This is a genomic window from Acetobacter sp. DmW_136 (genome assembly GCF_008690365.1).
GTDB lineage: Bacteria > Pseudomonadota > Alphaproteobacteria > Acetobacterales > Acetobacteraceae > Acetobacter > Acetobacter oryzifermentans.
Genome location: NZ_VHON01000024.1, coordinates 45,973 through 70,844, shown reverse-complemented (window position 1 = coordinate 70,844; position 24,872 = coordinate 45,973). Strand labels below are relative to the sequence as shown.

Below are 24,872 nucleotides of genomic sequence, written 5' to 3'. Positions count from 1 at the left end.
CCCTAAGCGGTGTGCCTTATAAGAGTTCCGCACAATTCCACGGTTAGGCGTTTTTCGGCAAGAGATGATGACGTGCAGGCAGCTTTTTATGTTGAACAGGTCTGCTGTCATAACTCTGTGATTTTGGGCCTGAAATGCTCTTTTTGCCAAGGTAGGGAGCAGGCGTGCCACTTGTGCGTTTGTGGTATGGACAAAGGGGCTGATATGGTTCTTTTTCTAAATAACGCGGCAGCGTAAGATAACCGTTGTTGCAAAACCATTCTTTTCCGGAGGTCAGTCATGACAGAAGTTTCTTCCCGGACTCCGTCCGAGCAGGGAACAGCCACCCCGGCAACCGGTGGTAGCGCACAGGGCTTTACGCGTGAGCAGATTGAAGCACTTTTTCTAAACGCTGCGCGGGAAGGGGATGCAGATATGCTGGCCCGCTTTTTGCAGGCCGGTATGGATCCGAATCTGCGGGCTGAAAAAGGATATACGCCGCTTATTCTGGCTTCTTACAATGGGCATAAGGATGCCGTAAGCGTACTTTTAGCGCATGGTGCAAAGCCTGATTTGCAGGATGAAAAAGGAGCCACGGCGCTGGCAGGTGTGGCGTTTAAAGGCGATATGCCTATTGCTAACATGTTGCTGAAAGCTGGGGCTGCGGTGGATATTCCCAATGCTGTTGGGCGCACGCCACTGATCTTTGCCGTGATGTTTGGGCGGGATGATATGGCTCTGCTGTTGCTGAAAGCTGGGGCCAACCCGACATTGCGTGATGGCGAAGGTTTAAACGCTATTGATCTGGCCCACCGGCAAGGCAAACCCGCTCTTGAAGAAGCACTGAAAGCAGTGGCTGCCAGCCTTTCCTGAATAAAGGGATTGGCAGATTATTTTGGTTTTACACCTTCAGATAAGAAGGGATAAGGCGGCCTGAACATCAGGCTGCTTTTGTTTTTTTGGATAGTAGGTAGCATGAGTCGTTTCTGGAGCCCGCTTGTTCATAAGCTGACACCGTATGTTCCCGGTGAGCAGCCCAAAATGACCGATCTGATCAAGTTGAATACCAACGAATCGCCTTATGGTCCGTCTCCGCGCGTGTTGGAGGCCATTCAGGCAGCGGATAATGATACGTTGCGCCTGTATCCAGATCCTGAAGCCTTGGCTTTGCGCACAGCTTTAGGTGCCCGTGTTGGGTTGGGGCCGGAATATGTGTTTGTTGGCAATGGTTCGGACGAGGTTCTGGCACATGCTTTTCAGGCATTCTTTGCGCATGGCGCACCGTTGTTGTTTCCAGATGTAACCTACAGCTTTTACCATGTGTATTGCGGCCTTTATTCCCTACCTTTCCGTACGGTTCCACTTACGGATGATATGCAGGTAAATATTGCAGATTATGCAGGCCCATGCAGTGGTGTGGTGGTTGCCAACCCCAACGCACCAACGGGAATTACCCTTAGTCTGGCGGAGGTGCGTAAACTTCTGGAGCTTCAGCCAGACCGTGTTGTGCTGATTGATGAAGCCTATGTGGATTTTGGCGCTGAAAGTGCTGTTTCCTTAATTAAGGAATACCCCAACCTCTTGGTGGTACAGACTTTTTCTAAATCCCGTGCACTTGCTGGCTTGCGGGTTGGTTTTGCGTTTGGGCAGCCTGAACTTATTGAAGGGCTGGTGCGGATTAAGGATAGTTTTAATTCCTACCCGCTGGATCGTCTGGCGCAGGTGGGTGCAACGGCTGCGGTGGAAGATGAGGCATGGTTTGCTTCCAGCGTGCAGAAGGTGATTGCCAGCAGAACGGCGTTGGCAAATGGGCTGCAAAAACTCGGCTTTGATGTCTTGCCGTCCAAAGCCAATTTTGTTTACACTCGACATCCGAACCGGAACGCAGCAGAACTGGCCACCCAACTCAGAGAGCGTGCCATTATTGTTAGGCACTTAAGGGGTGAGCGCACCGCTGCGTGGTTGCGCATTACGGTCGGCACAGATCAGCAGTGTGAAAGCTTGCTTTCAACGCTGCGGGATATTCTGTGCAGCAATTCGCTATAATCAGACCTTAAAAGTCTGCTTTCTTTGCGCGTATAGGGGGCTTGCCTGCCGTTTTTTGCGGTGGGTGACCGGCTATGTGCGTTTGGCGCAGGTTTCAATAGGTCACTTCTGCACTGTGCAGGCAGCGCGGCCATAATGCTGGCCGTGCCTTCTTTTGTTGTAATGAGGTTCAGCTCATGCGTGCTTATCGTGGCCAGATGTCTGACAACCAGCCTATTCGTCGTTCTCTGCCAGAAAAACAGAAGCAGCTGCGCGATCTGAAGGAAACGCTGGGGGCAATGAAGGCTCATACCTCTCCGGCGCTTAAGGAAAGCATACGTAAGCGTATTGCTCAGCTAGAAGCCGAGCTTACAGCGGCACCTGTTCTTAAAGCTGCACGCAAGCAGCAAGATGGTGCGCGCTCTGCTCGCCCTGCAGGGGATAGTTCTGGCCGTCGTTCCGGCGGTTTGCGGGTGCGATCATAAGTTTAAGTGTTGGCAAAAGGTGGTTTGCCTGCCTTTTGCCAATGTTTGGCCCATGCTATGCAACCTGACTGGCGCTGGCGCCAAAAACAGGTTTTATTACGCAGCCCGCTTAGGGATATGCCCGTAAGAAAGCAGGGAGACCAGTGATGCCCAACCTACCATCAGCCGGAGCCCTGCCTGATCTTCTTTCTGAAGGCGGTACCCTGCTGCGTGATGGCTTGGTGTGGGCCATTTTCTGCCGTCCGGGTAAGGAGCCGGTGGAACTGGGGCGGGATGTTGTAACGCAACGCCTAACAACTGGAAGCTTCCCCCCAGAACTCATGAAAGAGGATGGGTGGGCTTGGTTCCATTTTGATATTGTCCATACTCTTTCTCGCGCGCAGATTGAAAGTATACCTTCGTTACCAGAAGAGGTACGTCAGGTTCTGACCAATCTGGAGCGCAGCACGCGGCTGGAAAGTGAGGGCGATATTGTTTTTGGTGCCCTGCCAGCGTTTGATGACACATCCACTGATGATGAAAGAAATGTTAGCACGTGGCGGTTTGCTCTGGAACCAGACCTGCTGCTCACCACGCGCAGGCACCCTATTCCTGCATTGGGTGTGGTGTATCACGAGTTACAGCGTGGGCTTGTTCCCCGTTCTCCTGCCAAGGTGGTAGATCGGGCGTTGCTGGAATTTGCAGATACATTGCGGCGTGATTTTGCACGGTTGGATGATCAGTTGGATCGTGCAGAAGATGTGCTATTGATGCTGGATCGAGATACAGATCTGGGCCGCATGAGTGGCTTGCTGGGTGTCGCCCGGCGTCGCTCTACAGAATTGCGACGTGTTCTGGCACCGGTAGATCGTATTTTTCGTGATGAGGAACTGGAACTGCCTGAATGGGCTGAGGATGATTTGCGAGATCGCTCCCAACGGCAGGTTCATGCAGCGCTGGATGACCTTTTGGCCTTGCAGGACAGGGCGCGCTCTTTGCAGGATGAACTCACATCTAATCAGGCGGAAGAAACCAACCGTCGGCTGTATATCGTTTCTGTTGGCACAACATTGATGCTGCCAGCCACGTTTGTAACCGGGTTTTTCGGCATGAACACTGGCGGTATGTTTTTGTCCGGCGGTGCGTGGGATACGGTTATTGCCGGTATTCTGTGCTTTGGTATCATGCTTGGCACATGGTTTGTGCTGAAGCTGACAAAACTGCTTTAAGCTTTTATCCGTGCCGTGGGGCTAACAGAATAACGCCAGCACCCAGTAAGCAGATTAACGCGCCGGTCATTTCCCATTTATCCGGTGTCCGGCCTTCTACACAGCGCATCCATATAAGTGATGCCGTAATATAAACACCACCATAAGCAGCATAGGCCCGGCTTGCGCTTTCTTCATCTATACGTGTGAGCAGAAAGGCAAATATGCAGAGGCTGATCAGTCCGGGGACAGTCAGCCAACCTGAGCGACCTTCCTTTATCCAGAGCCAGACGGCAAAGCAGCCTGCAATTTCGGCAAAACCGGCAAGAAGATAGATACCGAAAGAACGCAGCAGAAAAACAAGTGCATTCATGATTCAGGAATGGTCTTTCTGGGTGCTTTGTTCAGACTCTGCACGGTATGCGTCCATGACAGATTTTACCGAGCCATCCATCCGTATCTGCCCATGTTCCATCCAGATAAGCCGGGTGCACCATTTTTCCAGCACACCCAGCGCATGTGAAGTAATGACCAGAATATCCGTAGAATCCACTACAGAGGCCAAGCGCTTTTCTGCGCGTTCCTGAAAGTGGAAATCTCCAGCCATAAACCATTCATCCATCAGCAGGATTTGTGGGGTAATGGAAGTTGCAAGGCCAAAACCCAGCCGAATGGTCATACCAGTGGAATAAAGCCTTACGGGTAAATCCAAAAAGTCATCTAGCTGAGCAAAAGCTTCTACGTCTTTTTCAAGTTGGCTGATCTGTGCGGAATGAAAGCCTTTCTGGTGGCCAAACAGGCTGATGTTTTCCCGCCCCGTCAACTGTGGGTTCATGCCAGAAAGCAGATCCAGCAACGGGGCCACTTTGCCATGAATATGCACGTTTGGCGCTTCCGGCATGTAGATGCCCGCCATAACACGCAGCAGAGTGGATTTACCTGCACCGTTATGCCCAATAAGCCCCACGCGTTCTCCAGCCTTGATACTCAGAGAAACATCTCGGAGTGCTTCTACGTAAACTGTGCCTGTTTCACCTTGCCCAAGGGTAACAGCGCCTCCAGTTTGAAGCCCGCGCGCACTGGCTAGCAGAGACTTACCGCGCTTAAGGAGCATTTTTTTAAGTGAACGCGCCCCTCCATGAAAAATGGGAAAGCTAAGCGAAAGATCTTTAATGCTGATGGAGGCTGATTCAGTGGTGGTTTTTGCTCTCGCAAGCGTAGAAGAATCTGTCATATCCAGAACGCCAGTCTGCTACGGGAGCGGGAGAAGGTGAATAACGCCAGAATCCATAAAGTGAGGCTGAAACCTCCGGCAATCATCCATAATGTGAGTTCCGGAGCCTGCCCCAGAAACGGGCGGCGGACAATTTCTAGCAGTGCATAAAATGGATTGAAATACAGCCAGAATGTTGTGTTTCCGAGCTGTTTAGGCTCCCAAATAACAGGGGTAATGTAAAACATAATCTGGAGAATACTGCCTACAATAGGCGGAATATCTCTAAAACGGGCGCAAGCACTGCCCAATAACAGGCAGAGTGCTACGTTGTTGGCTAACCACACTGCAATGGCCGGTATGGCTAAAAGCATGGTAAGGCCCGGCCATACGCCCAACACCAAAAATACCACAATAGGCACGATGATGTTGTAACCAAACATAATCCCACACCGAACCATGGTACGGAACGCCTGCACGGAATACGGCATGTTAACCGAACGCAGGGTTTCTGCCGCCCGCGTAAAGGTAGAACAGCTTTCTTGAATAAGAGAGGAAAGCCCCGCCTGCCATAGAATAAGCGAAATTGCCAGGTATGGGAGGTAATCGTGCAGAACCAGATGGAAGAGCTGAGAATAGATCAGCCCCATGGAGCCAACCATGACACCGGTAGTAAGTGTAAGCCAGAAGGGGCCAATGCGTGACCCGTTGAATTGCAGCCGGATATCTAGCCAGCCCAACGAAAGGGCCAGTCGCCACAGGCGTAGCCCGCCCGCAATATCATTGCAGGCAGAAACAAGGCGGGAGCGCGAAGGTTGGCTAGGGTGTGTGGGTAACCCAGATCCAGAAAACTGCGCGGAAGAACCAGATGTGGCCGTCATGCTTTATGGCCTATCCGATCAATTCGGTCTCTGCAACAGGCAGTATAATGGGCAAAGAACAACAACAGCGATTTCTTGCATGAGAAACCTCCGAGGTATAAATACCAGCATGAGTTTTATGCCAGATCGTCAGGAAAGCTTCCCGACAAGCCGGTGCCTTGCCTTCCATGAATGGGATGACCAGACAGCATGACATCCAAACAGGTCAGCCAGCATAAGCGGTGTTCTGTGGCATGGCGAGGCAAAAGATTGGCCCGCGCTACTAAAGGTTCAGTTATTCTGGGGCTTTTGGCGTTACTTTCTGCCTGTGCAAATCAGCCCAGTGGGGATGATATTACCATGCCTGTGGCGGAAGAAGCCGCACGGTATCGGGCGCATGCGCGTTCCTATTACGCACCACCTGGCACAGCGCAAGATCCTTGGGGGCCGTATATTCAGGAAGCATCAAAGCGGTTTGATGTGCCGGATGCATGGATACGCGCGGTTATTCAGCAAGAATCGGGCGGCAGGCTTTTTCATAATGGGCAGCTTGTCACATCCGGGCCGGGGGCTATGGGGCTGATGCAGCTCATGCCTCCCACATATGATGAAATGCGCCAAGCCTATAGCTTGGGTGATGATGCGTTTGACCCGCATGATAATATTATGGCGGGCACGGGTTATATTCGCCAGTTGTATGATGTGTATGGTTCTCCGGGTTTTTTGGCGGCTTACAATGCAGGCCCCGGAAGGCTGGAAGATTTTCTGACGCGCAACCGTACGCTCCCGCGTGAAACCCGGAATTATGTAGCCTCTATCGGGCGCAGGATTGTCGGGATTTCTCCGACCAATCGCTCTCAGGCAGATTTGTTGGTTGCCAGCCATGATAGCATGGCCCAGTCCTACCAGCCTATTCAATCTGTAGGGGAAGTGAACTCCGTTAAATCTGCTTGGGCGCAGCGGAGCGGCAATAGTGGTGCACAACCGGTGCAACTGGCTGAAGTGGTGGGGAATGATGGAGATGCCGCAACCACATCCTATACACCAGAATGGCAGCCTGTTGCCCGTAAAGGCCGCATTAGCGGGCTGACAGAAAGCCCGGCAGATGTGCGTGCAGCTTGGGCGCAGCGGCTAGGATCTTCCGAAACAGCGGCCTCAACTGCGCCAGTGCAGGTGGCAGATGCGTCTGATCCTATTCCTAACCCGCCAGAACAACCTACAGCACCTTCCCGCCTTGTGTTGGGGAGCACGTCTCAACGGCGCATACAGATGTTTTCTGCTGCACACGCAGAACCTGCGCCATTACTGACACATCGTACACGTGGCGATGAGTCCAAAACATGGGCTATTCAGGTGGGTGCGTTTGGCACGCAATCCATGGCGCAAAGTGCAACCGGGCAAGCGCGCAACCGGGCAGCCCTTTCTGGCGCACGTGCGCAAATTGCGAGTGTTCAGGCCAAAACGGGCAAATTGTATCGAGCTAGGCTGACCAATCTTTCGCACGAAGAAGCATTGGATGCTTGCCGCAAGCTAAGTGGCTGCGTGGTGATTTCCCCCGGTTCGCGTTCCTGATTTTTGTGCCTATTAAGTGATATAGGCACAAAAATATATCCATTTTTCTTATGGTAGAGCCGGGGCCACAGGTTGGTTTTGCCGTGTCGGGCCACTTGTATTGCCGTTTGTGGTAATAGCCGCTTGAGCTGCCTGTGCCTGTGCCTGTGCCTGTGCCTGTGCTGGCTGGGGTGCACCGGGCGCACCTAATGGTGCATTATCTCGCCCAGAATAGCGACCGATAATTTGTTTAACGGCTGCGGCAGCTTCTTGCGCAGCAGCAACGGCAACATCCCCCCAATAATTATCTAGGGAGTGTGCATCAATATCATGGAGCTGTGTTGCCGCACCGGCTTCCTTGCCTTCCTTGTCCACAACGCTCCAGACAATTTCGATATGCTGTTGCGGATGCCCCAGCGTGCCTACTGGGCCGGGCGTCAGTTTAACGGTGGAATGAACCGTGAAATCAGCATTTTCTTTTGAGTTCTGGATTGTATCTTCACTGTCTCGGAAAGAGGCTGTGAAGGCACGGGCCAAAGACACATTGCCGTCACCCGGTGCGCCGGTTACACCTGTAAAATAAACCCGTGCAGCACGATGCTTGAGACTGTGTGGGTCTTTTTCCATATCATCCGCCTGAATACCCGTTAGCACAGATGAAATACGTGGTGCGGCATCCTGCGCAACCAGTGTAAAGAAAGGTGCATCTCCGGCAGACCACTGGGCCGCGGGTACAGCTTGCCCTTCCTGCGTAGCGCGAATTTGGTTTTTAGGCGTCATGATTGTGTAAATTGGTACAACCTGATCGCCTCGCAGTTCTGCTCGCATTTTCAGCCACCAGTCTCCAGGCCTTGTGGGTTGGGCAATGGCTGGAATGGTTTGCTGTAGAAGTTCCGATGCAACATCTTTGGCCCATATCTGGGCAGAGGCATCAGACAGCAAAGAATCTGTAGGCGTGGGAATATCTAACCGGGATGGCGGCGCATTGGCTGCAAGTTTTGACCCAGCTTTGCCGGGGTTGGAAAACGGATGCGGCACATCCAAACACCCTGCCAAGAGCAGTAGAGAGGAAAGCGGCAAGGCAGCATGGCGTAAAAGGCGGTTCATCCGTTCTGAAGTCCCGTAGCAATCGCTGAAATCTGGTGTCCAATCTGTCCACCACCAGCCAGAGTGCGGCGGCGATGGCTAAAAAAGCGTTTTTCGTCAGAGAGTGTATCAACGCCTAATGCGGCAGCATTACGCACTCCGGCTTGTTGCAGCCGAAAAACGCACCAACCCGCCAGATCAAACTGATAATGGCCAGCGCGTGTGCCCGGAGCAAAAAAGCGAGCCGCCTGTTTATCTGCCGTAGTGATGGCCGTATGCATATCTTCGGCTGTTTCGTAGCTTTCCTGAGCAATGCAGGGCCCAACAACAGCGCTAATACTTTCCATGTTAGCGCCAAGGGCCTTCATGGCTTCCAGTGTGGATTCCAAAATCCCAGCCAAAGCACCGCGCCAGCCTGCATGGGCGGCGCCAACAATGGTGCCTTCTGCATTGGCAAACAAAACGGGTGCGCAATCTGCGGTAATAACGCCAATGGCAATATCTGGCCGATTGGTTACAAGCGCATCAGCCGGCGCGCCTGTGCCGGGTGGCCAAGGGGCTGTGGCGGTTATCACAGCGCGGCCATGCACTTGTGTGACACCTAGCAAATGGCTTGCCTGCACACCCAGATGCGTTGCAACCCGTCTGCGATTTTCAGCCAGATTCTGTGGGGTGTCGCCAGATTTTGTAGAGCAGTTGAGGCTGGCGTAAGGGCCGGTGGAAACACCGCCTTCCCGCGTGAAAAATCCGTGGCGTGTATGCCCAAGTAAAGGGCTGGTGAGAGGTGAGAGCGTTGTAGTCATACGTCCGCTCCTTTCATGAAGCCGGGAGGTGAGGGCAAGCTGGGAGAGGCAAGAGCCATAACACGGAACAGATGCCCCATTTTCTCTGGGGCGGCCAGCCGATGTGCGGCGCTGCGCAGGATGGCGGCATCTTCTGCTGTTGCGCGCGTGGCCAGTTGTTCGGTGCGCTCCATAAGGCCTAATGCACGCAAAAATGCACCTTGCGTTTCTGCACCATAAACACAGGCCCCAGCCTGTTGGGCCGTAGCGCCAAAGGCCGTGAAATCAACATGCGCTGTCAGATCAGCTTCTCCGGCAGCTTCCAACGGATGTGTTGAGCGTGCATGGCGTAGTGCCTGAAGAGAATCTCCCGTTAGGGTGGAATGGTGGCCGTAATCAATAAACAGCGCCACACCCGGTTGAGCTGCGAAACGTTGCCCTAGATGGCGTGCAACCTCCAGCGCGGGTTCGCAAAGTTCTACAATGGTGTTTGCTTCCAGTTTTCTGTCGTCTGGCAATGTTGGTGCGGCACATGGAACAAGATGAAATGTCTGATCCATTACGTAGCGTTCGTGCCAGCCAGAAGGCGTTTGCATAAACTGGCGAATGGGCAGGGCATCCAGAAATTCATTTCCCAGCAGGATAAGCGGGCCAGAGGGAAGGTCTTCTATCCGGTTATGCCATGTGGGCACCATGTAAGGTGCAAGGGCTTGCTTTTGCGCCTGCCGCATAAGGGGAGAGATTTCTATCAGATGCACATCAAGCGCACGCGCAAAATCTGGTGCACAGCGTGTAATTAGCCGTAGCGCGTCTGCCATAAGTGTGCCACGCCCCGGCCCGGCTTCTGCAAGGATAACGTGTGCAGGGCAACCCATACTCTGCCAGACCGTAGCGGCCCAAGCCCCTAGAAGTTCGCCAAAAACCTGAGAGATTTCGGGTGCGGTAATAAAGTCTGAAAGCAAAGGCGTGGTAGCATAATAGCGGGCATTGGCACGCGCCATAAATACATCCAGCCTTTCAGCTTGTGGAGGCAAAGAGGAAGGCATGCGCGTAATTATGGCTTGGCTTCTGCTTCTGGGGGAATGCCTTCGTAAACCGGGTGGCGGTTGGCATACACCATAAGCGCAATGCCTGCTGCCAGCATAGGGCAGCACAGCAGTTGCCCCATGGTAATGCCGCCAGGCAGAAACCCAAGGAATGAATCCGGTTCCCGGAAAAACTCGCAAAAACTGCGTGCGCAGGCATAACCAGCCAAAAACAGACCTGCAAGAAAACCGGGGCGTTCACGGATAGAGAGCTTGCGAGATGCTGCAAACATAACCAGAAAAAGCAGCAGCCCTTCTGTTAGTGCCTCATAAAGTTGTGAGGGATGCCGCGGGATTGGCCCGCCATCGGGAAAGATCATGGCCCACGGCAGAGAGGGTGGAGCTTCTCGTCCCCATAATTCCCCATTGATAAAGTTGGCTATGCGGCCCAGCCCTAAGCCAATAGGCACGGCAATGGTAACGCGGTCTGCAAAGGCCAGAAAGTTCAACTTATGGCGCCATGTAAACAGCATCATGGCGATAATGACGCCAAGCGCGCCGCCATGGAAGGACATACCCCCATGCCATACTTCCAGCATGGCCAGAGGGTGCGTGATGTAATAGCCGGGTTGGTAAAACAGCACGTATCCTAGCCGCCCACCCATTAGAATACCAAGGGTTACCCAAGCCAGAAAGTCATCCGCCAGTTCTGGCGTGCCAGCACGCGGAGGAAGATTAACCAAGCGCCGCAGCAGCGTAATACCCAGCACAATGCCGATGATATAGGAGAGCGCATACCACCGTATGGCAAATGGCCCGACATGCACCAGCACCGGGTTAAACTGAGGAAACATCAGAACAGGAAGCATGATGGGTGATCCGGTATGGCTGGGTCAGAGATAGGGATTATCCGTGGCAAGATAATCTTGCACGTAGCGTTTAACGCCCTCTTCCAGGGATGTGAACTGGCCAGTGTAACCAGCGGCCCGCAGGCGGGAAAGATCTGCTTGTGTGTAGGATTGATACTGCCCGCGCAAGCTTTGGGGCATATCAATAAATTCTATCTGGCGCTCGCAGCCAATGGCATCGCACACGGCATGGGCCAGATCCAGATACGTGCGTGCTGTGCCGGTGCCGCAGTTAAACAGGTCTGATACCTCCGGGTTATCATACAGCCAGAGCATAACGTTTACGACATCACCCACCCATATGAAGTCACGGGCCTGCATGCCATCTGCAATGTCTGGCCTATCAGACCGGAACAAACGGGCGGGTTGGCCAGATTTAACCTCATCATACTTCACTTTCACCACAGAGATCATTTTGCCTTTGTGGTATTCGTTCGGCCCGTAAACGTTAAAGAACTTTAGTCCGGCCCATTGTGGCGGGCGCGGTGTGTGCTGATCCAGCGTGGTGGTAACGTGTTGATCAAACACGTGTTTGGACCAGCCGTACAAATTGAGTGGCCGCAGTTGTGAGAGATGCCCCGGATCATCATTAAAAAGTTCGGGTTTATCCGCTGCGCCATATGTGGCGGCGGAAGACGCATAAATAAATCTTGCGCGGTTGCGTGTGCACCAGTCCCATAGTGTTTGCGAGAGTTCGACATTGGTGCGCCACACCAGATCACCATCTGTTGCGGTGGTCTCACTAATAGCGCCCATATGGAAGATGGTGTCTATTTTGGGGGTGGTCGCCAGAAAATCTTCCAGGTTTTCTGGGGCAATCAGGCGTGTTGGTGCATGTTGGGACACATTGCGCCATTTGCCTTCCTGCCCAAGCCAATCAACAATTATGGTTTCCAGCCCTCTGGCGGCCAATGCTGCCTGTAGGCATGAGCCGATAAAACCGGCTCCCCCTGTAATTACTATCATGGTGCGGGAGTATAATGGGCGGCTTCGCACACTCCAAGCTGTCAAATGCCTGATGTGTTCAGAGGTGGTGTTTCATCCCGTAGTCAGAGCGCAATATATTGCCTACTATTTACGCGTAATTGCAATTTATCAGGAAAGAGGCCCGTAGCATGAGCGAAGAAATTACAGTTGTTGCTTTTTTAAAGGTAAAGCCGGGCACAGAGGAAAAAGTGGCGCGGGCTATGGTGGCGTGCATCAAGCCATCTCGTGCAGAAAGCACCAACAGCCAGTACGTGCCCAACCGTGATCTGGATGATCCGCAGACATTTGTTTTTGTAGAACGTTGGGCAAGCCGTAAGGCATTGCAGGATCATATGGAAACACCGCATTTTAAAACACTTGCAGCAGAAATTAGCCCGCTGTTGGAAAAGCCAATTCAGCTTCATATTTTGCAGCCTTTGCCCGGTGCCTGAACGCATACGCTGAAATCTGCATAAAAAAACGGCCCCACTTGTATGGGGCCGTTTTTGTTTTGGGTTACCGAGTAAAATAAGGCTGCTATCGCAGCACAAACTGCTGGAAAACAACCACCAGTCCGATACAGAAGGTTAAAAACAGGCTGTGCTTAAAGGTGCGCGCCAGCACAGTGCCTTCCTGACCTTTCAAGGATGTTACAGATACGCCGGTAGTGATGTTCTGGGGGGAGATCATTTTGCCCATGACACCGCCGGACGAGTTTGCAGAAGCAAACAGCACCGGGTCTAGCGAAAGCTGATGCGCTGCGGCCACCTGCAAGTTGCCGAAAAGCGCATTGCCAGAGGTATCACTTCCTGTCAGGAACACGGCAATCCAGCCTAGGAAAACAGAAACCAGCGGAAAGACCATACCAGCGGAGGAAACCGCATACCCTAAAGTATAGGTCATGCCGGAATAGTTCATCAAAAACGCCAGCCCAATTGTGAGTGCAACAGTTACGACAGCCAGCCAACCCTGCTTGAGTGTGGTGCGGGCAGCCGTGCCAAATTGTTGCAACGTGGTGCGGGTGAACAGGGCTGTTAGAATGGTAGCAACCAAAATGGCCGTGCCTGTGCCCAATGGTTCAAACTTCCACACAGCGGCATAAGGCGTTTTGTAAAGAGAGATAAACACCGCATTATCCAGCCCAGGCCAATGAATGGGCAGCGTGCCAATTTTGGCAATATGCAGGGCATCCCACGCAATCACCACAGCAATAACCGTGATCCAAGGAATCCATCCTTGCCAGCGGGGAACAGCAGGAGCCGCGCCAGCTTGCTGACTGTTCAAGCCGCTGAGATCAATAGCGTATTGTGGGTCTGATGCTGGTTTCCAAAAACGCAGGAAGCCAATGGTAGCAACAAGCGCTACGCTGGAAGAAAGCACGTTGCTGAGGCTGTAAAGTCCGGCACCAGAGATAACCAGTAGTGTCAGGGCAAAGCTGCCACCGGCTACCAGCAGCACAGGCCATGTCTGCCGGACGGAACGCCACCCGCCGTAAAGCGCCATAACGTAAAAGGGAATAAGCAGAGCAAAGGGAGTAAGCTGCCGCCCAATGGTTGCCCCCAGCACATCTGCTGGTAAGCCTGTAATAGAGCCCAGAACGGTAACAGGAATACCCAAGCCACCAAAGGCTACCGGTGCGGAGTTAAAGATCAGCACATAAGTAAGGGCATCCAGTGCCGGAAAACCCAGCATGATCAGTAAAGCGCTGGTAATGGCTACAGGTGTGCCAAATCCAGCCACGCCTTCCAATGCAGCACTAAAGCAGAAGCCCAGCACCACCAGCATGATGCGCCTATCATTGGGAACGTGTTGGATAATCCAGTCTCGGAAGGCATCAAACCGCCCATTTTGCACGGCCACATTGAACAGAAAGAGTGCAGAAAGTGCGATCCACATAACTGGCAGAAGAGAAAATACAACGCCGTTGCTGATGCTGGCGACTGCCAGTTTGGCTGGTAGCCCCCAGATGGTGATGGCAACAAGCAACCCGACAATTAAGCCGCCCAGGGTGGCCTGCCATGCCGGACGGCGTAGAATACCCATAACAAAGAGTGTCACGATAATAGGTGAGGCCGCGAGCAGAAATGACAGCACAAGGCTGTGCCCCGCCGGAACAAGTGGCTGTATGAACATGGCAGTTCCTGAATAGGCGTTATTCCCCTTCTTATGTGGGGGATAAAGCAATCTTAAGCGGGCGGTTGCGGCGTGATGCAAGAAAAAATGTCGTTATAACAATATGTTGTGATGAGGGAACTTTTAGATAAGGCCGCTTAACAGCCACCTTCCATGAAAATGACATATTGGTAATAGATGTGGGGGTGTCCCGTAATCCGTGCTTTTTGTCGCAAGTTTATGGGACAAGCCTTATGGCAGAAGTTCATACGGAAGGGGACAGCGGGTGTCTTTTCGGGTTCAGCAACGGCAAATAGTATATGCTGCGCTCATGCTGGGGTTGGCGGGGTGCGCGACACCTGCCGTCAGACCCGGGGGATATGCCTCCTCTCAGGCGTATTATCAGGCCGCATATGAAAGATCAGAAGCCAACCCAGCTGCCTATAGGCCTGTAGGTTCGGCAGAAGATCCTTGGGGGCCATACATAAAAGAAGCATCGCAGCGTTTTTCCATACCGGAAAGCTGGATACGCGCTGTGATGCAGCAGGAATCGGGCGGGCATCAGTATCTGGATGGTCAGCTTACAACGTCATCTGCTGGCGCAATGGGGCTAATGCAGCTTATGCCTGCTACTTATGCGGATATGCAAAGCCAGTTCAATCTGGGGGGAGATCCGTATAACCCGCATGATAATATCATGGCAGGCGCAGGTTATATCCGCCAGATGTATGATCATTATGGCGCACCAGGATTTTTGGCAGCCTACAATGCAGGCCCGCAGCGCGTGGATGATTACTTAACATCCGGGCGGCCTTTGCCGGATGAAACGGTGAATTATGTTGCATCCATTACGCCACATTTAGGCACAACAACGGCACCAACAGGCAGTTTTGCTCCGTCCTCTGCTTCTGTCATGGTAGCCAGCGTAGGTTCATCTGTGGCAGCTGCTCCTGTGGCAGAATATGCACGAGCGGATCTTGCGCGCACAGCCGATGGCTGCTTGCGTGATCCTAATGCAGCGTATGATCCCTCAACCCCTTGTTTGATGGATAGAGATACGCCGCATCCTGATCCGCAACCGGTTGAAGAGGCAGCTCCTGTAGAAGTTGCACAGGCCCAACCGGTTAGCATTTCAGATCAGGCGGTAATAGCTACCCCGCTTGCGGTAGCGCCTCGTATTACACCAGTGCAAACTGCGGCTTACAATTTACCTTCAGCACAAAGGCATTATGCTTCTTCCACCCCTGCGCATGTTCTCACACTGCCTTCATCACCTTTGCATGGAAGATCATCCGGCGCGGTACAGGTTGGGGCTTTTGCATCCTATGCCGAGGCCCAGCGCACGCTAGACTCGGTACGCCGTCTGTTAACAGCGCATGCTTTATCTGTGCGCCCTACTGTTACACAGGCTTCCGTGGCGGGGCGGTCTTATTATCGGGCGCAGTTTATTACGGCCCAAAATACTGGCCCGGCAGATGTTTGTCAGGTGCTACGGGCACGTTCTTTGCCGTGTATTGAGGTGCGCGGAGGGTAGCGGAAGGAAAGTCTTTTCCCTTTTGATCCAATTACCTGTAAAGCCACTGCGTCTTCCAGAAAAACAAAGTGGAACAATAAATGGAAAACGCAGCAATGCCTGATAAGGGAACAGAAAGTACTTTTCCCATAAAGGTTGTGGTTGTTGGTGTTCTGGCTGCAACAGCTGGTTTAATGTCCGGTTTGGATATTGGTGTTATTTCCGGAGCGTTAGATTTTCTGGCGCAGGATTTTCATGCCTCTACCCTGGCGCAGGAATGGATTGTCAGCGCCATGATGGCAGGCGCTGCCGTAGGGGCTGTATGTGCTGGGTGGATTACCCGACATACCGGGCGCAAATGGTCTTTGGTTTTTGGGGGCGGCGTTTTTATTGCCGGCTCCTTACTCTGCGCTTTGGCGTGGTCTGTGCCTGTGCTTATAGTCGGGCGTTTGCTTATGGGGCTGGCCATCGGCGTGGCTGCTTTTGCTGCGCCTCTTTATCTTTCGGAGGTATCAGACCAATCCAGCCGTGGCGCCATGATTTCCACCTATCAGCTTATGATTACGATAGGTATTTTTCTGGCGTTTTTAAGCGATACGTTTTTCAGCTACCACGGACAATGGCGGTGGATGTTTGGCGTTATTGCCATCCCCGGTGTTGTTTACGTTATTGGTGTTTTGTTTCTGCCTTATAGCCCGCGTTGGCTGATGATGCGTGGCCGTAGGGACGAAGCGCTGGAAGTGCTAACCAGCCTGCGCGCGACACCGCAGGAAGCACGAGCGGAAATAAAAGCCATTCATAACCAGTTACAGGCACAGCAAAATGGCTGGAGCTTATTGCGAGCAAACAGCAATTTTCGCCGTTCGGTTGGTTTGGGTATGTTGCTGCAAATTATGCAGCAGTTCGCGGGTATTAATGTGGTGATGTATTACGCCCCGCGTATTTTTCAGCTCGCAGGTTTTGTCGGCACTGCACAGATGTGGTGTACTGCCATGATCGGGCTGGTGAATGTGATGGCAACATTCCTAGCTATTAGTTTGGTTGATAAGTGGGGGCGCAGGCCAGTTCTGTATTGTGGCTTTGCCATTATGGTGCTGAGCATGGCGTGCTTATCTCTTCTGCTGCATGGCAGTATGGTGGATCAGGCATCCCGCATGGCATGTGTGTTTATGATTATGGTTTTTATTGTAGCGCATGCCATGTCCGCCGGGCCGATTGTGTGGGTGCTGTGTTCGGAAATTCAGCCGATGCAGGGTAGGGATCTGGGCATTATGCTTTCCACGCTTACAAACTGGATTGCCAACATGATTGTTGGTGCTTCTTTTCTAAGTGTGCTGGCATTGCTGGGTGGTTCTGCCACCTTTGGAATGATTGCCATATTGAATGCCTGCTTTTTAGGGCTGACATATTTGTTTGTGCCAGAAACCAAAGGTATCAGCTTGGAACAAATTGAGCAGAATCTGATGTCTGGCAAAAAACTGCGGAATATCGGGGTTTCTTGAACCAAAGCATAGGAATGGACGCAGACAAAATGCGTCCATTCTAAAAGGGCAAGAGCGCAAATTCGTATGCAAAATCTTGCACAGAAAGAAATTTAGATTTTCTTGGAAAATTCTGGCGCACCCGAAAGGACTCGAACCTCTAACCCCCAGATTCGTAGTCTGGTGCTCTATCCAGTTGAGCTACGGGTGCGCCGTGAGCGGGTATTTAGCCGAGGGCGGTGAGGTCGGCAACCCCTAAAATGTAAAAAAGTGAAATTTTTTTGTCAGTCATTCCCAAGAAAGTTTTTCCAGCTTCGGTCTGCCGGGCGGTGGAGCGTAACATGCGCCCGACATTCTGGCGTTCCGTATGTGCCTTCAAACGTCTCGCCAGCCGGATGGGCTTCAAACACCATGGGAAGCGGCTGGTTTTTGGCATCTTTTAGAATAAGCTGGGCATGATAGTGCTGTTTGTTCTTATCAGGCGTGCCTCGCAGGATAAGCGTGCCCATTTCCGGCACAAAAATCATGCGTTTAGGTTCAATCTGCATAAGTGATGTGCCGTTAACGGGGCAGTTTTCGCCTTGATCCTGCACCAGTGTGCCAATCCATTCCCCATATGGGTCATCTGCGGCAGAGGCAGGTTGTTTGGCTGCTTGTGCCGATGTGCAAAAAAAGCCAATGCCAGCCAAAGCCAGTGCGCCATATTCCATCCAACAGGAAAAACGTGTGTGCTTCATGCAAAAACTCCTGATTTCGTTGGCAATCTGTACCTTGTGTATGGCACAGGCAAGGCAGGTATCAGGCAGGATAGGTGCGCACCTTTCTGGTTTTTAGGGTGACGCCATGACAGCATGGCTTTATATCCGCCTGTAAGAGAGCCCGTGTAGCCCTATATGTGGTTACACATCCTTAGGAAAAGCCAGTTCTGGCACTGAAATCAGAAAGACCTGCAGTTCATGTCTGTTGATGCCACCCCGCCTGTTTCGCCTTCCAAGCTGGATGAATCCTTGCACCATGACCGTATTCTGATTCTGGATTTCGGAAGTCAGGTTACGCAGCTTATTGCTCGCCGCGTGCGCGAAAGTGGTGTGTATTGTGAAATCTGGCCGTTTACGGCAGATGCCGAACGGATTCGTCAGTTTTCACCCCGTGGTATTATTCTTTCTGGTGGCCCTGCCAGTGTGAACAATCCGGATGCTCCGCGCGTGCCAGATGTGGTGTTTGAAATGGCCGTGCCTGTACTGGGTATTTGCTATGGCCAGCAGGCTATGTGCAAACAGCTTGGCGGACAGGTTGAAAGCGGAGACCACCGTGAATTCGGTCGTGCCTTTGTTGATATTGTAGAAGATTGTGCGCTTTTCCGTGGTGCATGGGCACGCGGTGGGCGTGAGCAGGTGTGGATGAGCCACGGTGACCGTGTCGTGGAACTTCCCCCCGGTTTCCGCACAGTTGCTGTAAGCGAAGGTGCACCGTTTGCAGTTATCGCAGATGAAGGACGCCGCTTATATGGTGTGCAGTTCCACCCGGAAGTGGTGCACACACCGCATGGCGCAGCATTGCTTAAGAACTTCACCCATAACGTAGCGGGCTGTTCCGGTACGTGGACGATGGCAGGTTTCCGTGAAATGGAAATTGCCCGGATTCGTGAGCAAGTGGGTGATGGCAAGGTTATCTGTGGTCTTTCTGGCGGCGTGGATTCTTCCGTGGCTGCAGTACTGATCCATGAAGCCATTGGCGATCAGTTGACTTGTATTTTTGTTGATCACGGTATGCTGCGTGCTGGGGAAGCGGATGATGTTATCAAGACATTCCGCGGCCAGTTCAACATTCAGCTTGTGCACCGTGATGCCTCAGACATCTTCCTGAAAGCGCTGGAGGGTGTCACAGATCCAGAAATCAAGCGGAAAACCATCGGCCGCCTGTTTGTGGAAGTGTTTGAAGAAGAAGCAACCAAGCTGGGTGGTGCGCAGTTCCTTGCTCAGGGCACGCTTTATCCGGATGTGATTGAAAGCGTCAGCTTTACGGGTGGTCCTTCCGTTACCATTAAGTCGCACCATAACGTTGGTGGCTTGCCAGACCGTATGAACATGAAGCTGGTTGAACCGCTGCGTGAACTGTTCAAGGATGAAGTGCGCGATCTGGGGCGTGAACTGGATATTCCTGAAATTATTGTCGGGCGTCATCCGTTTCCGGGGCCGGGTCTGGCTATTCGTATTCCAGGCAATATCACGCGGGAAAAACTGGATCTGCTGCGTAAGGTCGATTCCGTGTTTCTGGAAGAAATTCGTGCTGCCGGGTTGTATGATGCCATTTGGCAGGCTTTTACTGTGTTGTTGCCTGTGCGCACTGTTGGTGTGATGGGCGATGGTCGCACGTATGATCAAGCCTGCGCTCTGCGTGCCGTAACCAGCACAGATGGCATGACAGCAGATGTTTATCCGTTTGACATGGGCTTCCTCACCCGTGTTGCTGGACGCATTGTAAACGAAGTGCGCGGGATCAACCGCGTTACGTATGATATCACATCCAAGCCGCCGGGCACGATTGAGTGGGAATAAGTTTCCCATCGTAAAAAAGGCCGGGTGGCTGTAAAGCCCCCGGCCTTTTTTATTGGTTCCTTGCCAAATATCTTACTTGTTCAACCAAGGTGCGATTGGCAAATTTTTTGCTCGTAAAAATTCAGGGTTGAACAGTTTGGATTCATAACGGGCACCACCATCGCAAAGAATGGTGACAATTCGATGCCCCGGGCCAAGTTTGCGTGCGGTGCGGATTGCAGAAGCCACGTTAATGCCAGAAGATCCACCAACGGAAAGGCCTTCTTCACCTAGCAGGCTATAAATAATGCCTAGGGCTTCCGGGTCTGGAATCCGCTCGGCATCATTAATAGGTGCGCCTTCCAGATTGCCCGTTACACGGGACTGGCCAATGCCTTCTGTAATGGAAGAACCAGAAACAGATAGGTCATTGCTTTTCACCCAGCCATACAGGCCAGAACCTTCTGGGTCTGCCAGCACAATACGGGGGGCAGCTACGCCATCGCGTTTGGCTGCATCGTGCAGGCCCAAGGCTACGCCAGCCAGCGTGCCGCCTGTGCCGCAAGCGCAGGTAAAGGCATCTACCTTGCCGCCCATCTGCTGCCAGATTTCTGGTGCGGTAGTGGCGCGGTGGCCTTCACGGTTGGCAATGTTGTCAAACTGGTTGGCCCACACCCATCCGTTTTCTTCGGAAAGACGGCGTGAAACGTGTACATAATTGCCCGGATCACGGTAAGGCTTGGCAGGTACAAGGCGAAGGTCTGCCCCAATCATACGTAGGAAGCCGATTTTTTCCTGACTCTGAGTTTCGGGCATGACAATAACGCATTTATACCCGCGCGCATTGGCAACCAGTGTGAGGCCGATGCCTGTGTTGCCTGCCGTACCTTCAACAATGGTGCCTCCGGGTTTTAGCACGCCACGGCGTTCTGCATCTTCAATAATAGCCAGCGCTGCACGATCCTTGACGGAACCGCCCGGATTCATGAATTCGGCCTTGCCGTAAATATCACACCCCGTGGCTTCAGACGCTTTGCGCAGGCGTACCAGTGGGGTTCCGCCCACAGCACCCGGCATGTCGGCAGAAAGTGTGGTCCAGCCGGGATGAGGGGTGGAAATGGCATTTTCAGTCATTTGGTTACACCTTATGCTGTCACGTTATAATGCGTTGATCAGACTATCATGCCCCACCTGAAAATTCTGCCCCAAGGGCAAACAGATGGAACATGGCAGCTTGTGCAGTTTTTTTATTGGCCAGCTGTTGGTTCCTGTTCAGCATCGTACAGCACTTCCAGCACCGCCGCCCACGGATAGCGTGAATCATAGCTCTGACCATCGGGGGAGGTGAGGCGCCCTTGGGTGTCTGTTGGTACATGTGTCAGGGCCACGGCATCATCAATATTGCCGCCGATAATGCTGATCTGCCGACCAAAAGGCTGCCCATTCTGGCCAACTGCTACAACAAAGCCGCAATGGGCAGGAAACCCGTAAGATGTTGGTAGGCTGGAAAATCGGATAGTGTCTTTGCTACGGCCCCGTGCAACGCAGATCAGATCACCGGGTTTTGGGGTGTAATTTGCAGGGTCTTGCGCCCGCAAAATGGGAGATTGCCCAGAAGCTGCTGCGTTGATGTAAGTAGAATGATTGGGAGAATAGGGGAAACGGCTGTTGGCCCCGGCTACGCGCATAACGTAGGAAATAAAAGCAGCGGACCACGCATAAGATCCATCATGCACAAAGTCGGTTAGTCGGCCGTTGGCATCGTGTTTACCGGTCCATGATGTTTCGGTCATGTCCGGGTCCATACCAATCCACCAGTATTCTCCTACGCGTTCCCACAGGCCGGGGGCGCGTTCTGGCTTAACAGAGGCCACTTGTGGTTCTGGGCGCTGTTCCGGGTCATCATCATTCACCGGGCTTCCAAACAGGCGCCATTCACGCATGGCAATTCCAACAACATCCTGCCGGTTAAAGGGCTCAAAATTGCGGGTAGCAAAATCCGGCACATGGCCACCATAGCCGTAGCCACCACTGGCTGTGTTCCAAGCGTTGGTGCTGGAAGCAGCGCTTGGGGTGGGGCGTGCACCTGGCTGTGGTTGCTGGGTGGCACATGCTGCCAGACACAAAGGGGCCAGCAGGGCAACGGTAAGCTTGCGTGACAATCTCGTCTCCATACCAGAACAACTCTCCGGCAGATCCGGAGCGCGAGACAACCATTGGTCGGAAGTCTGAATGATATAGCAATAAGCGCCTGTTGTTCTGGGTGGAAGAGGGTTTGTGTTTTTGTGCGGCGTCTGTTTCTTTTTTGCGCCTGTGTTATCAGGCGTCAGGCACGGTTACATCTGCCATGCGGGCATTGACGCACTGGATGGCGTCTGCCGGTTTAAGTGCCACCACCAAACCTCTGCCGCCGCCATTAATATAAAGTGTATCCAGTTTGAGAACACTTTCGTCCAATACAACCGGTACTTGCGTGCGTGCGCCAAAGGGGCTGATGCCACCTACCTTAAACCCAGTTAGGGCTTCGGCTTTTTCTGCACCCAGCATCCGCGCGTTGCGTCCCCCAAACAGGGCGGCTACTTTTTTCAGGTCCATTTTTTTATGAACAGGAATGGCCACGCAAACAATTTGCTTTTTATCAATTTCAACCATTAGGGTTTTAAAAACCTTGTTTTGGTCGATACCAATACCAGCAGCGGCATGTAGGCCAATTTTTCCGGGGTCTGATACATAATCATAATCATGCAGGGTAAAGGCAACGCCATGAGCAGTCAGAAACTGCGTTGTTGGTGTTTCAATGGTTTCTGACATGGTAGCCCTTTCTGGAAAATCCATGAAGCATTGTGCCTTTTGCAAGGCATGCACATGGTTCCGCTTATTCAATAGTTACTCTTAGCGTCAAGTCATGGAGGCTGCATACCGCCATGCAACATGGCGGTATGCAGAATGGTCTTTACGTATGGTTGGGGAACAGGCCGAGGAGACCGCTTTCTGTAGCAGGGCAGCAGCCTTTTTCTGTAATCAGCCCAGTTACAAGTCTGGAGGGTGTGACATCAAAGGCGGGGTTAGCTGCAGGGCTATGATCTGGAGTGATTTGCACGGAACCTATTTTTCCGTCTGTCATACGCCCCTGCACGTGCGTAACTTCGGATGCTGCACGTTCTTCAATAGGAATATCACGGATACCATCGGCAATACGCCAATCTATGGTTGTAGAAGGTAATGCAACCCAGAATGGTATTTTATTGTCCTGCGCAGCTAGAGCTTTCAGATAAGTGCCTATTTTGTTCGCAACATCTCCATTGCGTGTTACGCGGTCTGTTCCAACAATAACAATATCAACTTGGCCATGCTGCATCATATGGCCTCCTGCATTATCTGTAATAACAGTATGCGGAACACCGTGGCTGCCGAGTTCCCATGCAGTAAGGGCAGCGCCCTGGTTGCGTGGGCGTGTTTCATCTACCCACACATGCACGTTCAGGCCCAGATCATGCGCCATGTAAATAGGGGCCAAGGCTGTCCCCCAATCCACTGTGGCAATCCATCCAGCATTACAGTGGGTTAAAATGTTCAGGCGCTGGCCTTTTTCTTTTTTGGCGGCAATATCCTGCAAAAGTTTAAGGCCATGCTTGCCAATAGCTTCATTTTGGGCTGCATCTTCATTGCAAATACGCAGGGCTTCTGCATAAGCAGCGGATACCCGGCTTTCTGGTGGGATAGGCCGGAGAGTATTTAGCATTCTTTCAAGCGCCCAACGCAAATTTATGGCGGTAGGGCGTGTTGCTGCAAGCATGGCTGCGTTTTGTTCAAGACTGGTATCGCTGCTGTCTGTGCGTAATGCCAATGCCAGACCATATGCGGCAACAGCACCAATAAGCGGAGCACCACGTACCTGCATACTGGTAATGGCATGGGCTACATCCTGAACAGTTGTAAGCCGCAGGATGTCCAGTGAAAAGGGAAGGCGTGTCTGATCGAAAATATGAATAGACCACAGGTCTTTTTCATCAACCCATACACTGCGGAAAGAGGTGCCATTGATTTTCATGAAGCATGTTCCGTGAGAAGGAGAGGTCTGCGTTTAGGATATAAGGATGATTACCTGTTTTGGGCAACAGGGTACAAGCACATGAAATTTTTGAGAACGTATTTAGAACATTTTTAAGGTAAATAGATCAGAAGAATGAAATATATCTTTAAATCTGAAAGTATTTTTTTGCATTTTCTATAGCATTTGTTATGTAGAATGAAAATCTAAGGCTATACCTGTTCTTGTAGGTATGTGCTTCAGTTAGAGAAGTTTTGAAGTTTAAAAATTTTGTTTATATATCTCCTTATTTTTAAAGGAGGTTGAGAGGGAGTTAAAATGAGTGAGACAAGAACCCGCCGAAAACCTGCTGCGGGTAAAACGGTTTCTAAGCGTAAAGTTGCCGCCGCAACCCCCAAAAAGCGCACATCTCGCGCAAAAGTTGTCGAAGTAGAAGAACTTTTTGATTTTGAAGCAGAGCCAGAAGCTCCTAAGCCACGCCGTTCTTATGTGCGTAAAGCTGCTGCCCGTAAGCCTGCTGAAGAAAAAACAGTAGCGCCTAAAACAACGGCACGTAAAAAAACAGTAGCAGCTAAGGCCGAGAGCAAGGTTGCCCCCAAGCCAACGCGGCGCACTAAAGCCAAAGCGGAAGACGTTGTGGAAAAGCCAGTGCGTGCAACCAAAGCAACACGTGCTGCTAAAGCTCCGGTCACTGCATCAACGCGTAAAACTGCAAAGTCAGCTACTAAGGTTGAGGCAGCCAAACCTGTGCGTGCTACACGTACCCCAAAAGCAACAGCAGCCAGCAAGGTTGCAAAACCAGCAGTTCCAGCAACCCGTAAGCGGACTGTGCGTGTTGTAGAACCCGCAGCTAAAAAGAAGCTTTCTGCCGTGGAAAAGCTGCGTATTGTGCAGGAAGAACGTCGCCGTAAACGGTATGAACGTTTGGCAGCAGCAGAGGCTGAAAAAACTTCGGCAAAGGCACCCGCAGCACGGAAGACAAAGGCTAAAACAACCCGTCGCACCCGGGCATCCTAAATATAACGGTATTTTATCTGGTTTAGAGATTTATCAGTAAAATAATGTTGTTTTAAAAAGAGCCCATTCCGGTAAAACGGGGTGGGCTTTTTTT

General features: G+C 52.0%; 24 protein-coding genes and 1 tRNA gene. 10 read left to right on the top strand and 15 right to left on the bottom strand.

Annotation, left to right across the window (positions count from 1 at the left end):
• Window positions 1-279 precede the first annotated feature (279 nt).
• The 4 genes from FKW31_RS08575 to FKW31_RS08560 all read left to right on the top strand — a co-directional run bounded on the left by FKW31_RS08575 (window position 280) and on the right by FKW31_RS08560 (window position 3,697).
• Entirely contained in the window at window positions 280-852 is a 573-nt protein-coding gene (locus FKW31_RS08575) for an ankyrin repeat domain-containing protein (protein ID WP_063354613.1), read from the top strand.
• 102 nt (window positions 853-954) lie between these two features.
• Complete coding sequence (gene hisC / locus FKW31_RS08570; protein WP_150178323.1) at window positions 955-2,025, top strand: histidinol-phosphate transaminase; 1,071 nt, start codon at window positions 955-957, stop codon at window positions 2,023-2,025.
• A 176-nt stretch (window positions 2,026-2,201) separates the two neighbouring features.
• On the top strand, window positions 2,202-2,489 hold the full coding sequence (locus FKW31_RS08565; RefSeq protein ID WP_150178322.1) for a hypothetical protein: 288 nt from the start codon (window positions 2,202-2,204) through the stop codon (window positions 2,487-2,489).
• Between the two features lie 146 nt (window positions 2,490-2,635).
• Complete coding sequence (locus tag FKW31_RS08560) at window positions 2,636-3,697, top strand: transporter (protein WP_035353675.1); 1,062 nt, start codon at window positions 2,636-2,638, stop codon at window positions 3,695-3,697.
• A gap of 4 nt (window positions 3,698-3,701) precedes the next feature.
• Here the strand turns inward: FKW31_RS08560 and FKW31_RS08555 are convergent, their stop codons facing one another.
• From FKW31_RS08555 to FKW31_RS08545, 3 genes are read right to left on the bottom strand one after another with little or no spacing between them, the layout of a single operon-like run.
• Window positions 3,702-4,052: a YnfA family protein gene (locus FKW31_RS08555; RefSeq protein ID WP_081461423.1), complete on the bottom strand. Its 351-nt coding sequence runs from the start codon at window positions 4,050-4,052 to the stop codon at window positions 3,702-3,704.
• A complete protein-coding gene (locus FKW31_RS08550; protein ID WP_063354610.1) occupies window positions 4,053-4,910 on the bottom strand; it encodes an ABC transporter ATP-binding protein in 858 nt (285 codons plus the stop codon). It abuts the gene before it with no gap.
• On the bottom strand, window positions 4,907-5,770 hold the full coding sequence (locus FKW31_RS08545; RefSeq protein ID WP_006115842.1) for an ABC transporter permease: 864 nt from the start codon (window positions 5,768-5,770) through the stop codon (window positions 4,907-4,909). Before FKW31_RS08545 ends, FKW31_RS08550 begins: the two co-directional genes overlap by 4 nt.
• Window positions 5,771-5,959: 189 nt before the next feature.
• Between FKW31_RS08545 and FKW31_RS08540 the strand changes: the two genes are divergently transcribed.
• Window positions 5,960-7,321 carry a transglycosylase SLT domain-containing protein gene (locus tag FKW31_RS08540; RefSeq protein ID WP_089179566.1) on the top strand — a complete coding sequence of 454 codons (1,362 nt, stop codon included), beginning with the start codon at window positions 5,960-5,962 and terminating at the stop codon, window positions 7,319-7,321.
• Between the two features lie 48 nt (window positions 7,322-7,369).
• Here the strand turns inward: FKW31_RS08540 and FKW31_RS08535 are convergent, their stop codons facing one another.
• From FKW31_RS08535 to rfaD, 5 genes are read right to left on the bottom strand one after another with little or no spacing between them, the layout of a single operon-like run.
• On the bottom strand, window positions 7,370-8,407 hold the full coding sequence (locus FKW31_RS08535) for a hypothetical protein (RefSeq protein ID WP_150178321.1): 1,038 nt from the start codon (window positions 8,405-8,407) through the stop codon (window positions 7,370-7,372).
• On the bottom strand, window positions 8,404-9,189 hold the full coding sequence (gene pgeF, locus FKW31_RS08530) for a peptidoglycan editing factor PgeF (RefSeq protein WP_150178320.1): 786 nt from the start codon (window positions 9,187-9,189) through the stop codon (window positions 8,404-8,406). Before pgeF ends, FKW31_RS08535 begins: the two co-directional genes overlap by 4 nt.
• Window positions 9,186-10,214, bottom strand: a complete 1,029-nt coding sequence (locus FKW31_RS08525) for a class I SAM-dependent methyltransferase (RefSeq protein WP_150178319.1) — start codon at window positions 10,212-10,214, stop codon at window positions 9,186-9,188. The genes pgeF and FKW31_RS08525 overlap by 4 nt, the downstream gene beginning before the upstream one ends.
• 8 nt (window positions 10,215-10,222) lie before the next feature.
• Window positions 10,223-11,062, bottom strand: coding sequence for a prolipoprotein diacylglyceryl transferase (lgt, locus tag FKW31_RS08520; protein ID WP_150178318.1), 840 nt, complete (start codon window positions 11,060-11,062; stop codon window positions 10,223-10,225).
• Between the two features lie 24 nt (window positions 11,063-11,086).
• Complete coding sequence (gene rfaD / locus FKW31_RS08515) at window positions 11,087-12,067, bottom strand: ADP-glyceromanno-heptose 6-epimerase (RefSeq protein ID WP_089179563.1); 981 nt, start codon at window positions 12,065-12,067, stop codon at window positions 11,087-11,089.
• A gap of 149 nt (window positions 12,068-12,216) precedes the next feature.
• Between rfaD and FKW31_RS08510 the strand changes: the two genes are divergently transcribed.
• On the top strand, window positions 12,217-12,519 hold the full coding sequence (locus FKW31_RS08510) for a putative quinol monooxygenase (protein ID WP_035353687.1): 303 nt from the start codon (window positions 12,217-12,219) through the stop codon (window positions 12,517-12,519).
• A gap of 85 nt (window positions 12,520-12,604) precedes the next feature.
• On the opposite strand, the gene FKW31_RS08505 is transcribed toward FKW31_RS08510, so the two are convergent.
• A complete protein-coding gene (locus FKW31_RS08505) occupies window positions 12,605-14,200 on the bottom strand; it encodes an L-lactate permease (protein ID WP_150178317.1) in 1,596 nt (531 codons plus the stop codon).
• A 265-nt stretch (window positions 14,201-14,465) separates the two neighbouring features.
• On the opposite strand from FKW31_RS08505, the gene FKW31_RS08500 reads away from it, so the two are divergent.
• Together FKW31_RS08500 and FKW31_RS08495 are read left to right on the top strand one after the other, a co-directional pair.
• Window positions 14,466-15,713 carry a lytic transglycosylase domain-containing protein gene (locus FKW31_RS08500; RefSeq protein ID WP_150178316.1) on the top strand — a complete coding sequence of 416 codons (1,248 nt, stop codon included), beginning with the start codon at window positions 14,466-14,468 and terminating at the stop codon, window positions 15,711-15,713.
• 80 nt (window positions 15,714-15,793) lie between these two features.
• Entirely contained in the window at window positions 15,794-17,194 is a 1,401-nt protein-coding gene (locus FKW31_RS08495; protein WP_150178315.1) for a sugar porter family MFS transporter, read from the top strand.
• Window positions 17,195-17,307: 113 nt separating this feature from the next.
• Here FKW31_RS08495 and FKW31_RS08490 read toward each other — a convergent pair.
• Window positions 17,308-17,384, bottom strand: a tRNA-Arg gene (locus FKW31_RS08490).
• Between the two features lie 73 nt (window positions 17,385-17,457).
• Window positions 17,458-17,910, bottom strand: a complete 453-nt coding sequence (locus tag FKW31_RS08485; protein ID WP_150178314.1) for a hypothetical protein — start codon at window positions 17,908-17,910, stop codon at window positions 17,458-17,460.
• 219 nt (window positions 17,911-18,129) lie between these two features.
• On the opposite strand from FKW31_RS08485, the gene guaA reads away from it, so the two are divergent.
• The gene (guaA, locus tag FKW31_RS08480; protein ID WP_150178313.1) at window positions 18,130-19,731 is read left to right on the top strand and encodes a glutamine-hydrolyzing GMP synthase; all 1,602 of its coding nucleotides are present in this window, start codon (window positions 18,130-18,132) and stop codon (window positions 19,729-19,731) included.
• A gap of 72 nt (window positions 19,732-19,803) precedes the next feature.
• Here the strand turns inward: guaA and FKW31_RS08475 are convergent, their stop codons facing one another.
• From FKW31_RS08475 to mtnA, 4 genes are all read right to left on the bottom strand, one after another.
• Window positions 19,804-20,844 carry a cysteine synthase A gene (locus FKW31_RS08475; RefSeq protein WP_150178312.1) on the bottom strand — a complete coding sequence of 347 codons (1,041 nt, stop codon included), beginning with the start codon at window positions 20,842-20,844 and terminating at the stop codon, window positions 19,804-19,806.
• A gap of 113 nt (window positions 20,845-20,957) precedes the next feature.
• Window positions 20,958-21,884 (bottom strand): DUF2272 domain-containing protein, encoded by a 927-nt coding sequence (locus FKW31_RS08470; RefSeq protein ID WP_035352356.1) that lies wholly within the window; start codon window positions 21,882-21,884, stop codon window positions 20,958-20,960.
• Between the two features lie 145 nt (window positions 21,885-22,029).
• The gene (gene ybaK / locus FKW31_RS08465) at window positions 22,030-22,545 is read right to left on the bottom strand and encodes a Cys-tRNA(Pro) deacylase (RefSeq protein WP_150178311.1); all 516 of its coding nucleotides are present in this window, start codon (window positions 22,543-22,545) and stop codon (window positions 22,030-22,032) included.
• A gap of 118 nt (window positions 22,546-22,663) precedes the next feature.
• Window positions 22,664-23,761 carry an S-methyl-5-thioribose-1-phosphate isomerase gene (gene mtnA / locus FKW31_RS08460; RefSeq protein WP_150178310.1) on the bottom strand — a complete coding sequence of 366 codons (1,098 nt, stop codon included), beginning with the start codon at window positions 23,759-23,761 and terminating at the stop codon, window positions 22,664-22,666.
• A gap of 318 nt (window positions 23,762-24,079) precedes the next feature.
• On the opposite strand from mtnA, the gene FKW31_RS08455 reads away from it, so the two are divergent.
• Window positions 24,080-24,778, top strand: a complete 699-nt coding sequence (locus FKW31_RS08455) for a histone (RefSeq protein WP_089179550.1) — start codon at window positions 24,080-24,082, stop codon at window positions 24,776-24,778.
• The last annotated feature ends 94 nt before the right edge of the window (window positions 24,779-24,872 follow it).

Bases quoted from the DNA above. Each gene is read 5' to 3' on its own strand.
- FKW31_RS08575 (WP_063354613.1), top strand. From the start codon at position 280: ATGACAGAAGTTTCTTCCCGGACTCCGTCCGAGCAGGGAACAGCCACC.
- hisC (WP_150178323.1), top strand. From the start codon at position 955: ATGAGTCGTTTCTGGAGCCCGCTTGTTCATAAGCTGACACCGTATGTT.
- FKW31_RS08565 (WP_150178322.1), top strand. From the start codon at position 2,202: ATGCGTGCTTATCGTGGCCAGATGTCTGACAACCAGCCTATTCGTCGT.
- FKW31_RS08560 (WP_035353675.1), top strand. From the start codon at position 2,636: ATGCCCAACCTACCATCAGCCGGAGCCCTGCCTGATCTTCTTTCTGAA.
- FKW31_RS08550 (WP_063354610.1), bottom strand. From the start codon at position 4,910: ATGACAGATTCTTCTACGCTTGCGAGAGCAAAAACCACCACTGAATCA.
- FKW31_RS08545 (WP_006115842.1), bottom strand. From the start codon at position 5,770: ATGACGGCCACATCTGGTTCTTCCGCGCAGTTTTCTGGATCTGGGTTA.
- FKW31_RS08540 (WP_089179566.1), top strand. From the start codon at position 5,960: ATGACATCCAAACAGGTCAGCCAGCATAAGCGGTGTTCTGTGGCATGG.
- FKW31_RS08535 (WP_150178321.1), bottom strand. From the start codon at position 8,407: ATGAACCGCCTTTTACGCCATGCTGCCTTGCCGCTTTCCTCTCTACTG.
- pgeF (WP_150178320.1), bottom strand. From the start codon at position 9,189: ATGACTACAACGCTCTCACCTCTCACCAGCCCTTTACTTGGGCATACA.
- FKW31_RS08525 (WP_150178319.1), bottom strand. From the start codon at position 10,214: ATGCCTTCCTCTTTGCCTCCACAAGCTGAAAGGCTGGATGTATTTATG.
- lgt (WP_150178318.1), bottom strand. From the start codon at position 11,062: ATGCTTCCTGTTCTGATGTTTCCTCAGTTTAACCCGGTGCTGGTGCAT.
- rfaD (WP_089179563.1), bottom strand. From the start codon at position 12,067: ATGATAGTAATTACAGGGGGAGCCGGTTTTATCGGCTCATGCCTACAG.
- FKW31_RS08510 (WP_035353687.1), top strand. From the start codon at position 12,217: ATGAGCGAAGAAATTACAGTTGTTGCTTTTTTAAAGGTAAAGCCGGGC.
- FKW31_RS08505 (WP_150178317.1), bottom strand. From the start codon at position 14,200: ATGTTCATACAGCCACTTGTTCCGGCGGGGCACAGCCTTGTGCTGTCA.
- FKW31_RS08495 (WP_150178315.1), top strand. From the start codon at position 15,794: ATGGAAAACGCAGCAATGCCTGATAAGGGAACAGAAAGTACTTTTCCC.
- FKW31_RS08485 (WP_150178314.1), bottom strand. From the start codon at position 17,910: ATGAAGCACACACGTTTTTCCTGTTGGATGGAATATGGCGCACTGGCT.
- guaA (WP_150178313.1), top strand. From the start codon at position 18,130: ATGTCTGTTGATGCCACCCCGCCTGTTTCGCCTTCCAAGCTGGATGAA.
- FKW31_RS08475 (WP_150178312.1), bottom strand. From the start codon at position 20,844: ATGACTGAAAATGCCATTTCCACCCCTCATCCCGGCTGGACCACACTT.
- FKW31_RS08470 (WP_035352356.1), bottom strand. From the start codon at position 21,884: ATGGAGACGAGATTGTCACGCAAGCTTACCGTTGCCCTGCTGGCCCCT.
- ybaK (WP_150178311.1), bottom strand. From the start codon at position 22,545: ATGGATTTTCCAGAAAGGGCTACCATGTCAGAAACCATTGAAACACCA.
- mtnA (WP_150178310.1), bottom strand. From the start codon at position 23,761: ATGAAAATCAATGGCACCTCTTTCCGCAGTGTATGGGTTGATGAAAAA.
- FKW31_RS08455 (WP_089179550.1), top strand. From the start codon at position 24,080: ATGAGTGAGACAAGAACCCGCCGAAAACCTGCTGCGGGTAAAACGGTT.